This is a genomic window from Protofrankia sp. CiT1 (assembly GCF_917627335.1).
In the GTDB taxonomy this organism is placed as follows: domain Bacteria; phylum Actinomycetota; class Actinomycetes; order Frankiales; family Frankiaceae; genus Protofrankia.
The window spans coordinates 1-12,174 of sequence record NZ_CAKJTP010000051.1; the positions used below are offsets into that span (position 1 = coordinate 1).

The 12,174-nt window shown below is 67.7% G+C and carries 6 protein-coding genes; 3 read left to right on the forward strand and 3 right to left on the reverse strand.

What is annotated here, in order from left to right; genetic code table 11:
- Positions 1-1,328, forward strand: a 1,328-nt coding sequence (locus MJ785_RS10790) for a WD40 repeat domain-containing protein (protein WP_239380640.1), incomplete at its 5' end; no start/stop codon positions are given.
- Positions 1,329-1,425: 97 nt separating this feature from the next.
- On the opposite strand, the gene MJ785_RS10795 is transcribed toward MJ785_RS10790, so the two are convergent.
- Positions 1,426-3,831, reverse strand: coding sequence for an Hsp70 family protein (locus MJ785_RS10795; protein ID WP_239380643.1), 2,406 nt, complete (start codon positions 3,829-3,831; stop codon positions 1,426-1,428).
- Between the two features lie 556 nt (positions 3,832-4,387).
- Here MJ785_RS10795 and MJ785_RS10800 point away from each other — a divergent pair.
- Positions 4,388-5,956, forward strand: a complete 1,569-nt coding sequence (locus MJ785_RS10800) for an alkaline phosphatase (protein ID WP_239345533.1) — start codon at positions 4,388-4,390, stop codon at positions 5,954-5,956.
- Between the two features lie 174 nt (positions 5,957-6,130).
- On the opposite strand, the gene MJ785_RS10805 is transcribed toward MJ785_RS10800, so the two are convergent.
- Positions 6,131-6,793, reverse strand: a complete 663-nt coding sequence (locus MJ785_RS10805; RefSeq protein ID WP_239345529.1) for a two-component system response regulator — start codon at positions 6,791-6,793, stop codon at positions 6,131-6,133.
- A gap of 312 nt (positions 6,794-7,105) precedes the next feature.
- Positions 7,106-11,065 carry a HAMP domain-containing protein gene (locus MJ785_RS10810; protein WP_239380644.1) on the reverse strand — a complete coding sequence of 1,320 codons (3,960 nt, stop codon included), beginning with the start codon at positions 11,063-11,065 and terminating at the stop codon, positions 7,106-7,108.
- A 252-nt stretch (positions 11,066-11,317) separates the two neighbouring features.
- On the opposite strand from MJ785_RS10810, the gene MJ785_RS10815 reads away from it, so the two are divergent.
- Positions 11,318-12,174 (forward strand): ATP-binding protein (locus MJ785_RS10815; protein ID WP_239380645.1); only part of this gene is annotated, 857 nt, incomplete at its 3' end.

The window sequence follows — 12,174 nt, forward strand, 5'->3', positions numbered from 1 at the left end:
CACCTGGCTGGCGCGGGGGCGGCTGGCGCGGGCCAGGCCGGCTCAGTCTCCTCGCGGCGGTGATCGCGGCGGCGTGCGTCCTGGCTGTCGTCGTTGCGGGCAAGAACAGCGGCCAGCCGGGCACCGACCGAGCGGCGGTGTCCCGACAGCTCGCGACCGAGGCGAGCGCGAGGCGCCAGGGCGACCCGAACCTGGCCGGCCAGCTCGCCGTTGCCGCATACCGGATCGCGCCGACAGCCGAGGCGCGGCGCGCCATGGTCGCGTCGTTCGTCGCCACATCCGCGGTGTCACTGCCCCAGCGCGGCGCGAAGGTACTCGATGTCGCCTGGGACGCCGATGGCCGGGCGCTCGCCGAGGCCGACGCCGACGGGCGGGTACGGTTATGGGATCTCAGCGATCGCCGCAAACCGGTTCTGACCGCCGACCTCGGCCCGGAGATGACCGGGCAGGCAAACGGCGTGGCGCTGAGCGCGGACGGCCGCCGGCTCGCGGTCGGCGGCGCCGACAACACCGCCCGGCTCTGGGCCGACCGGATGTGGGAGGGCAACGCTTCGGACGCAAGCGGGCAGCCCAGCCGGCTTGACGGACACATCAGCCCGGTCGTCCGGCTCCTGTTCGACCCCACGGGCAAACTGCTGGTGACGGCGGGCGCGGACGGGACGGTCGGGCTGTGGAACATCGCCGATCCACGGCATCCGGTATCACTGACGTTCCTGACCAACCGTGGCGGGCTGGTGACGGACATCGCGCTGCGCCCGGACGGCCGGCTGCTGGCTACCGCGGCCGTCAACGAGACGGTGCGGTTGTGGGATCTGGCCAGCCCCGGGCAGCCACAACAGATCGCCACCATGACCGGGCATGTCGGTGCGGTCGTGACAGTGGCCTTCAACCGGAACGGACATCTTGCGGTAACCGGCGGTGATGATAACACGTTGCGGCTGTGGAATCTGTCAGACCCCACCAAACCGCTGGCAGTCAGCGTCCTGGCGGTCCACTCCAACCGCGTCACCGGTGCCGCGTTCGGCACGGATGGCCTGCTGGTATCCGCGGGCGCCGACGGTGCCATCGTGTTCTGGGACACCACGGCGAAACCCGTCGAACTGACCCGGCTCATGAGCCGGAGCACCACCGCTGTCAGCCGGCTGGCGGTGTCCGGTGACGGACACGCGTTCGCGGCCGGTGGCGCGGACGGCGATCTGCGGGTGCTGTCGACCGATCCGGACACCCTCGCCCAAGCCGCCTGCGCGGATCCACGTTTCCGGCTGGACCCCGAGGGGTGGCGACGGTGGGTACCGCGGCTGCCCTATTCCGACCCCTGCCCGCGATAGCCCCTGGTCCCCAGCAGCCGGCAGACGCAGCCGTTCAGCCCCGCGATACCGCCAGGGCGGTGGTATCGCGGGCAGTCCACGCCGCCGCCGGGCACATTCACGCCACGACCGGGCCGACCCCCGCGGTGAGCTTGCCGGCAAGGTTGATGTTGGCGGTTGTCGTCTCGTTGTTCCGCGGCACCTCATGGGACCTGAACGCGATGTCCTGGCCGTTACGCACATAGAAATTGACGAACGCGGCCGTGGCCGGCCTGCGCAGGGCTTCCTTGCTTACATACAGATAGAGCGGTTTACACAACGGGATATAGGTGCCGGTCCCGGCGGAGACCACCGACGGCGAAATACACCCGCTGCCGTTGTCCAGCTCCACGCCACGAATCTTGCCGCCGTACGTCTCGAACGTCGGGAAATCAAGAAAGCCCAGCGCGTTCTTGTCCTGCGCGACGTTCTGCGCCACGCTTTCCAGCTCGACCGCGCGGTACCCGCGGACGTTGTCGCTCGCCCCGTTCACCTCCTGGTTGAAGACCTGGCCGTGGACGGACGTCGGCGCTGGGCCGAACAGCTTCACCGGCTCGTTGGGAAAGCTCGGATCGATCTGGTTCCAGCTGGTGACTGTCGAGCCCTTCTTCCAGATGTTCGTGAGCTGACTGAGCGTCAGGCAGCGCGCCCAGGTGTTCTGCGGGTTCACGATGACCGGCAGGGTGTTGTGGGCGATCTCGAACTCGGCGACCCGATCCGCGCAGCCGGGATCGCCCTTGAAGGTGGTGTTCAACGCGAAGGAGGCACCAGCGATGTCGATCTTACCCTGACACAAACGCGTGAATCCGTCGTCGGTGGATGTTGCCTCCACCCGGACCGCGACCCCGCTCTGCTGCTGTCGGAACAGCGCGTAAGCAGTTTCGGTGATCGGTGCGACCTCGCTGGAGCCGGAGGCGAGAATGACGTTCTCAGCGCGGACCGACGGCTCGCCTGGCGGGGCCACCGCCTGGCCCTGGCCCACCGCCGACGCCCCGGCCGAAGGGAGCGGGAGCGGCCCATTACCGCCACCGGCGGCCGTGACAAGTCCAGCCGTTGTGGCCGCGATCAGGACAAGAACGGCAGCCGCCACCGAAACAATCCCGCGTCGGGTGCTGACAAAGCCGGCGAACGGACGACTTTTCGTCCGGCGGCCCGCATGCGCCGCGTCGGCGAACTCAACCGGCGTGACCCGGGCTGGAACCGGGAGCGCATGCGCGGTGCTCACCGGCGGCGCGCTGACCGCAACGGGTACGCTCGGCGACGACGGGGCTCCACCGGGCCGGCTGCCCACAATCGACGGAATCACCGGTGGCGAGGTCCGCGGAACCGGCGGGACACTCAGCGCTGGCGGGACACTCAGCGCCGGCGGCTCGATGATGACTGTTTGCAGTGGGGGTACGGCCTGGCGCGCGCCCCGCGCGGCAATGAGCGCCGCGCCGAGGGCGACATCACCAGGTGAGCCGATCTCCTGTCTTCCGGCGTCCGGGAACGCTTCGGCAAGGACCCGGCCGACCAGCGGGATCCGAGCCGAGCCGCCGAGCAGCAGCAGCGCGGACAGATCCGCGGATGTCGCCGGAACCGACCGCAGTACGCGCTCGAGCACGCGGACCGTGTCGTCCACCATGGGCCGGATAAGGGACTCGAGCTCGTCCCGGGTCAGCCGCACGGACTCCGGCATGCCCACGCCACCGACCGGTGGCAGGCCAACCGGGACATCGACCACATCGTCCTCGGAGAGGATCTCCTTTGCCTGGGCGCACTCAGAGCGTAACCGGCGCAGCGCCGCCGCCGTCACGGGATCCGCGTGGTCGAGACCGGATGCGGCGCCACCAAGCTTTCGCAGTACATGGGCCACCACGATGTCATCGATTTCCATGCCACCAGCGCGGGTGATCCCGGCGGGGGTACCGGAAATCTGGAATCCGGTGGGCATCGTGGCCAGCACCGCGGCCTCGAAAGAGCCCGCGCCAAAGTCGTAGATGCCCACGAACGCCCCGGGGGCCGGCGCGCTCCGGCGGTTGAGCAGCGCGCCAACAGCGTCGGCGGAGGAGCACACCGTGATCGGGACATCGGCGTCAACCTGGCCGACGGCTTCGGCGAACAGCTCGCACCGAAACCGCGACCAGCTGGCCGGATGGGCGACGACCACGTGGTCGGGGAGCGCCTTGCGCAATCGGGTGGCCGCGGCGACGACCCAGTCGACCAGGCGTGAAACCAGTGCCTCGGGGGTGTAGGCAGCCTCACCGAGCAGCACGGGCGTCGGATCACCCACCCGTCGCGGGAAACCGCGGGCAGCCCGGCCCGGATCGGCCACCGCGCGGCGTTCGGCCGCCCGACCAGCCTGAATCTCGCCATCGGGCGATGCGTAGACGACGGTCGGAACGTCGGTTCCGCCACCGAGAGCCAAGATCTGCGGCCAGCCGTCGTCGATCGCGGCGACCACCGTGTTGGCCGAGCCCAGGTCAACTCCCAGCTGATATCCCATACCGCCCCCGAACATCGACCACGAGGTTGATCAACGAGTCAGGCCGGCACATCGATCAACGTGTTCGCCCGGATTATAAGCGCAGGACCAGCGGGCTGCTACAGCCGCATACCGCCGATCAGCAAATCAGCACGGCTGTAGCATGATCAAAAAATATCAATCACAGCCGGAAACACGCAGCACCACGGATGGACCGGCGGCGGCCTCCACGGGAACAGTGGATCACATACAGCTACCGCGAAACAACCACCGGCCGGCAATCAGCCAGCCGCGCTCGTGCATTCTTTTGCCCAATCGATCCATCAACAAAAGCAATCGCACGCCACGGCGAAGTCTTTTTTCACTGAACCCACCTTCATTGATTTATCTTTTGTTAACGATTTTCGATCCGTTTACCACCCGGACAGCGCACGGTGCTGAAATCCGAGAGGCACTGAGCTGGCCCGCTCGCCCGTCACGGCCTACCGCGCCGCTCAGGGGCCGGCCGGTCCATGTGCGAGAAAGGCCGTCCCGCACGCCATTCCGTAGATAGCGAAGTTGCGTCCTGGAGGGGGCTATGGAATCTGTTGACTCGATCAATCCGAACCTGGCACGCCGCGGTTTTCTCGTGGCGTCCGGGCTGTCCGCGGCTGGAATTGCGACCGCGTCACTGCCAGCCGCGCGCGCGGGCGTCCCTCGGATCAACGGCTACCCGTTCACGCTGGGCGTGGCATCCGGAGAGCCGACATCGCACGGAATCGTCCTGTGGACCAGGCTCGCGCCGTCACCGCTGGAGCCGGGCGGCGGCATGCCCAACCGCTCCTACCAGGTGCGGTGGATCCTTGCCGCTGACGACCGCCTGACCCGTGTGATCCGTAGCGGAGAAGCACCTGCCAAACCCGAATGGTCACACAGTGTACATGTCGAGGTTGACGGCCTGCTGCCGGGACGCGACTACTACTACGCGTTCGAAGTAGCCGGTGAGCGCAGCGCCATCGGGCACACCCGCACCGCTCCCGGCGAGGGCCGCAACGTCTCCGAAGTGACCATCGCGCACGTCTCCTGCCAGAACTACGAGGAGGGCTACTACGCGGCCTACCGGGAGATCGCCCAGCAGGACCTGGACGTCGTCTTCCACGTCGGGGACTACATCTACGAACCCAATCCGAAGCCCGGCCGCCCCCGGCTGCACGCGTGCCCGGAACCGAAGGACCTCGCTGGTTACCGGCTGCGGCTCTCGCAGTACAAGACGGACCCGGACCTCCAGGCCGCGCACGCGGCCCACCCGTGGGCGGTGACCTGGGACGACCACGAGGTCGCCAACGACTACACCAGTCAGACAAACCAGGATAACGAACCACAAAATATCTTCCTGGCGCGTCGCGCCGCCGCCTACCAGGCGTACTGGGAGCACATGCCGCTCCCGAACCGAGTACGCCGCGACTACGTGCTGTACCGCCGGCTGCGCTACGGCAACCTGGCCGAGTTCGTCATCCTTGACACCCGCCAGTACCGCGACGCTCACGCGTGCAACAGCAACGGTGTCAACAGCGGACAGATCGTCAGCTGCACCGAGAACCAGGACCCGGCCCGGAGCATCCTGGGCGCGCCGCAGCGTGACTGGTTGTTGAAGGGATTCACGAACGCGGGCGCGCGGTGGAACGTGCTTGTCCAGCAGATCCTGATGGCCCAGCTGGACCTCGCCCCCGGCCCGCTCCACTTCTGGAGCGAGTTCTGGGACAGCTACGCGGCCGAGCGCCGCACGGTCCTGCAGGCCATGCACGACCGGAAGGTCTCCAACCCGGTCGTGCTGACCGGCGACATCCACGCGTTCCTCGTCAACGACCTGCATACGGACTTCCGTGACCCGGACTCGCCCGTGGTCGGGACCGAGCTCGTCGGCACGGCGATCAGCTCGGTTCTCCCGGCGCCGTTCCCGACAATCATCAGGAACGCCCTCCCCCTGAACCCGCACATCAAGCAGTTCCAATCCGACTACCGCGGGTATATTCTGTCCACAATCAACCGCGATGTCTGGACGGCGGAGCTGCGGGCCGTGCGGGACTTCACCAAGCAGGATTCCGACGTGTTCCAGTACAGCACGTGGGCAATCGAGAACGGCAGGCCAGGAGCGGTGCAGGCCTGACCGCCAGCCGGTGGGCACGCATCAACGATCTTTCCAGGCCGCTGCGCCGATAGCGGTCTCGGCGATCGCGCACGCCGCGTAAAACGTCCCGTCCGGGCTCCGGCGAAACCGGCCGTCGGCCCGGACGGGAGGGAAAAGCGGCTGTCCCGTCCGGACAAGCCGTACCGATCCGCGTCAGAGACCAGCCTCGCCGACGGCACCCGGCCGGGAGAACGGCGCCAGCCGCGTCACCAGGCCGCGAACCTCTGCCGCGGCCGCGGCGATGGTCTCCTCGGGCATGCCCGGGGAGACCCCCTCCAGCAGGACCTCCAGGGCGGAGAGCCGTTCGACGATCTCAGCCATCAGATCAAAGTCCCGGACCCGGGCACGGGCAAGCTCCGCAACCCGCTCGTTCTTCTCGAACAGCTCGACGAACACCGTGACCTTCGCACGCAGCAGCCATGGGTCAAAGGGCTTGGCGATGTAGTCGACCGCGCCGACAGCGTAGCCGCGGAAGGCGTGGTGCGGTTCCCGATCGATCGCGGTGAGGAAGATGATCGGCGTGTCCCGCGTCCGGCCACGTTGTTTGATGCGATGAGCGGTTTCGAAACCATCCATCCCCGGCATCTGGACGTCGAGCAGAATCACCGCGAAATCATCCACCAGGAGACGTTTGAGCGCCTCCTCGCCCGAGCCCGCGGTGACCAGTTCCTGGTCGAGGGATGCGAGGATCGCCTCGAGGGCCATCAGGTTGTCCGGCCGGTCGTCCACCAAAAGGATCTTGCTGCGCGGGCGTTCCGCGCCATGTGCGTCTTCGCCGCTCCCGGTGTCCGTATGATCACTCTTGCATTCAGTCACCGCCCGCATCCTCCTTCACGCCGCGCCGCCGGCGGGGCATAGCTTCGAGCTCAACGGTACAAATGACTTCCGCCGTACTTCCCGATGCCACCGGCCTCGCTCGGTGGAAGTATCACCGAACCGAGCCAACCGCAATGAGACCGTCGGAGGACGCCGGATGTCCCCGGGGGAGCCAGCCTTTCATCCCTGCCTCACCCGCTCCGACGCACCCCGCTGACAGGCCCGGCGCTCCCCGGGCGGCGGCCCGGGGAAACCGCGGAAAACCGTGATCGCTACGCCGCCACCGGGGAGCCTCGCTCAGCCTCTGGGGGACTACAGATGAGACCGCATGGTGTCGAGCAGATGGTCAAGATCAACTGGCTTGGTGATGTAGTCAGTCGCCCCGGCCTTGAAGCTCTTCTCCCGGTCCCCCGGCATCGCCTTGGCGGTCAGCACCACGATGGGAAGAGCGGCGAACGCGGGCATCTGCCGGATCGCCGTCGTGGTCTCGTTCCCGTCCAGCCCAGGCAGCATCACGTCCATCAGAACAAGATCAATTGACAAGCCCTCCTGCTGGAGCAGCCGGATCGCGTCATGGCCGTTATCCGCGTACAGAACCCGCATTCCGCGCATCTCCAGGGCGCTGGTCAACGCGAAGACGTTGCGGACGTCATCGTCCACGACAAGTACGGCCGAGCCGGCCAGCGGGTCGGACTCGTCCAGGCCCACCGTCACCGCCGGGCCGCCCAGCTCCGCGGGCAGTTCGGTGAGGAACGGCGTGCCCGCCGGGTCGGTGTCCGCGTCGGAGCGGAACGAGCCACGTACCCGGACGCCCGACAACTGGAACGCCGCCAGCCCGGGTGTCCATGCGCCGCCACCACCGATAGCCGGCCGAACGCCGGTGGGCGGCGTCCCGGCAACGATCGTCGCCTTGTCAGCCAGCCGCCAGCGCCCTGCCGCCCCGCCGGTCTCGGCGAGCATGATGATTTCCTCGCTGTCTCCGGGACTGGTCGACGGAAGCACTTCGGACGGCATCACCGAGGGGACGTACAGCGTGAAGGTGCTGCCCAGACCGACTGTGCTCGCGACGCCGATGGATCCGCCGAGCAGCCTCGCAAGCTCCTTGCTGATGGACAGCCCGAGCCCGGTGCCGCCGTAGCGCCGCGACGTCGTCCCGTCCGCCTGCTGGAACGCTTCAAAGATCATAAGAAGCTTGTCGGCGGCCACCCCGATACCGGTGTCGGAAACGCTGAACGCGAGCACGACCGGCGCGGACGACAGGACCGACGTGGTGAAGGCGACATCGGCCGAGGCGACCGTCACGTCCAAGCGCACCTCCCCGGCATCGGTGAACTTCACCGCGTTGGACAACAGGTTCTTCAGCACCTGCTGGATGCGCTGCTCGTCGGTGACGAACTCCTCCGGGACATCACCCGCGACGGTCACCTCGAAGGACAGGCCCTTCTCCTCGGCCATCGGGCCGAATACCTGCGCGACCGCGTCGCAGAGAGTGATGGTACGGACCGTCGCGGCCTCCACGGCCATCTTGCCGGCCTCGACTTTCGAGAGATCGAGAATGTCGTTGATAAGCCCGAGCAGTTCCGAGCCGGCCGAGTGGATCGTCTCGGCGAAATCGATCTGCTTGGCGGTGAGGTTCGCCTCCGGGTTGTCAGCCAGCAGCTTCGCCAGCAACAGCAGGCTGTTGAGCGGTGTGCGCAGCTCGTGACTCATGTTCGCCAGGAATTCCGTTTTGTACTGGGATGACAGCGCGAGCTGCTCGGCCTTCTCCTCCAGGCCGATCCGGGCCATTTCGATTTCGCCGTTCTTCTCCTCCAGCAGCGCGGCCTTCTCCTCCAGCTCGTTGTTGGTGCGCTGGAGCTCGACCGACTGCGAGCGCAGCTCCTGGGTGAGCCGCTGGGACTGGGCGAGCAGCTCCTCCGTCCGCGCGTTTGCCATGATCGTGTTCAGGACGACGCCGATGGTGCCGACCAGCTGGTCGACCAGATGCAGATGCAGCTCGGAGAAGGTGCTGAACGAGGCGAGCTCGATGACGCCGAGTACCTGATCCTCGAAGATCACCGGGGTGACGACGAGATCACTCGGTGGCGCGTCCCCGAGGCCGCTGCGGATACGCAGGTAGCCGGCGGGGACCTGCTCCACCCGGATACGCTTCTTCTCCGCCGCGGACTGGCCGATGAGTCCCTCGCCGAACAGGAACGTGCCGTCGGAGCGCTTACGCGGCGCCGAACCGTAGCCGGCGACGTGTCGCAGCTTGTCGCCCTCGATGAAATCGAGCAAGTAGACCGTACCGAGCTGGGCACCGACCGCCGGGGTCATCTCACTAATGATCATCTGGCAGACCGCGTACAGATCACGCTGGCCCTGCATCTTGCCGCCGATCCGGGCGATGTTCGACTTCAGCCAGTCCTGCTGGGCGTTCTTGTCGGTCGTCTCCCGCAGATTGGCGATCATCTGGTTGATGTTGTCCTTGAGCTCGGCGACCTCGCCCTCGGCCTCCACCGTGATGGAGCGGGTGAGATCACCGCGAGTGACCGCGGTCGACACCTCGGCAATCGCCCGCAGCTGTGTGGTCAGCGTGGAGGCGAGCTGGTTGACGTTGTCGGTGAGCGCCTTCCAGGTACCGTCCACCCCGTCGACCGTTGCCTGGCCCCCGAGCTTGCCCTCAACACCGACTTCCTTGGCCACCCGGGTGACCTCGTCCGCGAACGACGACAGCTGGTCGACCATCGTGTTCACGGTGTCCTTCAACTCGGCGATCTCACCCTGCGCCGACACCGTGATCTTCTGCGACAGGTCACCGCGGGCCACCGCCGTGGTCACCAGCGCGATGTTGCGGACCTGCGCGGTGAGGTTCCCCGCCATCGAGTTCACCGACTCGGTGAGATCCCGCCACACCCCGGACACGCCCCGCACATGAGCCTGGCCACCCAGATTGCCCTCGGTACCGACCTCCCGGGCCACCCGGGTGACCTCATCGGCGAACGACGACAGCTGGTCGACCATCGTGTTCACGGTGTCCTTCAACTCGGCGATCTCACCCTGCGCCGACACGGTGATCGTCTGTGACAGATCGCCGCGCACCACCGCCGTCGCGACCTGGGCGATGTTGCGGACCTGCGCGGTGAGGTTCCCCGCCATCGAGTTCACCGACTCGGTGAGATCCCGCCACACCCCGGACACGCCCCGCACATGAGCCTGGCCACCCAGATTGCCCTCGGTACCGACCTCCCAGGCGACCCGGGTCACCTCGGCCGCGAACGATGACAGCTGGTCGACCATGGTGTTGATGGTGTGCGCGAGACCGGCGACCTCACCGCGGGCGTCGACGGTGATCTGCCGCGTGAGGTCGCCGCGCGCCACCGCGGCCGCCACCTCGGCGATACTGCGGACCTGGGTGGTGAGGTTGCCGGCCATGACGTTCACCGAGTCGGTGAGATCCCGCCACACTCCGGACACGCCCTTGACCTGGGCCTGGCCGCCCAGTTTGCCCTCGGTACCGACCTCCTTGGCCACCCGCGTGACCTCGTCCGCGAATGCCGAGAGCTGGTCGACCATCGTGTTCACGGTCGACTTCAGTTCGTAGATCTCCCCCCGGGCATCCACAGTGATCTTCTGGGACAGATCGCCCTGTGCCACCGCGGTCGTCACCTGGGCGATGTTGCGGACCTGGCTGGTCAGGTTCCCCGCCATCGAGTTCACCGACTCGGTGAGATCCCGCCACACCCCGGACACGCCCTTGACCCGCGCCTGGCCGCCCAGGTTGCCCTCGGTACCGACCTCGCGGGCGACCCGGGTGACCTCGTCGGCGAAGGACGAGAGCTGGTCCACCATGGTGTTCACCGTCGTACCGATCCGCAGGAACTCACCCCGTACCGGCTGACCGGCGATCTCCAGCGCCATGTGCTGCGAAAGGTCACCCTCCGCGACCGCCGCGATGACCCGCGCGACCTCGTGCGTCGGACGCGCAAGGTCATCGATGAGGGAGTTGACCGCCTGGTTCGACATCGCCCAACCGCCCTCGAAGCCGAGATCGGCCATGCGCTCGGTCAACCGGCCGTCCCGCCGGATCACCTTGCTCACCCGTTCCAGCTCGAGCGCGTGCCGCTGCTGGACACCGGCCAGCTCGTCGAAACGCTGTGCCAGCGGTGCGCCACGGCCGGCCCGTTCTCCCAGCCGGACCGAGAAGTCACCCTCGCACAACGCGGTGAGAGCATCGAGCAAATCGCTGAAGAGGTGGTCGTCCACGGGCGCGGTTTCCGACACCATCGTCATGATGAAGCCCTCCAAACCCGCGTCCGCGGGAATCACTCACGTCTGGTCAACCACGGGAACGGTCCGGCAGCCGTTCATCGGGTATCCGGTGCTACTCGCCGCCAGTATCCGCCAAAGTCCGCTGGGTGGATATCGGCGGATCCCCATGCGCATGCCCGGTACCCGATTGCCTGACCGACACGTCCCGACATCGCGCGGCCTTGGGCACAGCCAATCCCCCAGAGCTGGACAACACAGGAGACACTGACCGGCATGCCTCCCGTGCCCGGAGATGAGGGGCTCCGCCGCACCCTCACACTTCCGCCGGCCACCGACTCGCCACGGTCGGCCCGGCGGTTCATAGTGGACGCGCTGCACGGCCGTGTCGACCCTGACCTCATCGACACCGTTCTGCTGCTCGTGACCGAACTGGTGACCAACGTCGTCATGCACGCCGGCACCGACGCGACGGTCGACCTCCGGTACGACGCCACCGAACTCGCCATCACGGTCAGCGACCGCCATCCCACGACGCTGGGTGGCGTGTCGACCGCTGCCGGCTCCGACTGGCTGGCGACGCCCGACGAGGCCACCGGCGGCGGGCAGGCCAGGAAGATCGACAGTCTGCGGGAGAACGGTCGCGGCCTCGCGCTGGTGGACGCCCTCGCCACCGCCTGGGGGACCGAACACGACCGGACCGGTAAAAAGGTGTGGTTCCGGCTCGACCTTCCCGTCGAGGGCGCTGGTCGCCGCGGCGACCGCCTCGAGGCCCCCGGGCGCCCACCGCGGCGGCCAGCGGCGGACCTCCAGCGGCCGGCACGGCTGCTCGCCCCCGGCCTCGCCGCCACGCTGTCGGCCGAGGATGAGGTCCGCGAACTGCTGACCCAGCTCATAGACGCGCTGCCGAGGGCCACCGCCGGCCTGGTCCGGCGGGCCGGCCAGGCCAAGAACACCGCGGAGGTGGTGGCGGTCGTCGGCCCGACCGGCGCGGAACGGGACGCCCGCCGGCTCCCGCTCGAATCCCGGGATGGAATCGTCGGGGATCTCCTGCTGTGGTCACGGCCGCGGCCCCTGGCCACCGGCCCCGGCGATGGCCCCGGGGACGGGTCCGGGGACGGCAGCGGCGATGG

What these genes read in the sequence shown, in the direction of transcription:
- MJ785_RS10810 (WP_239380644.1), bottom strand. Translation starts at nt 11,065, where the DNA reads ATGACGATGGTGTCGGAAACCGCGCCCGTGGACGACCACCTCTTCAGC.
- MJ785_RS10800 (WP_239345533.1), top strand. Translation starts at nt 4,388, where the DNA reads ATGGAATCTGTTGACTCGATCAATCCGAACCTGGCACGCCGCGGTTTT.
- MJ785_RS10795 (WP_239380643.1), bottom strand. Translation starts at nt 3,831, where the DNA reads ATGGGATATCAGCTGGGAGTTGACCTGGGCTCGGCCAACACGGTGGTC.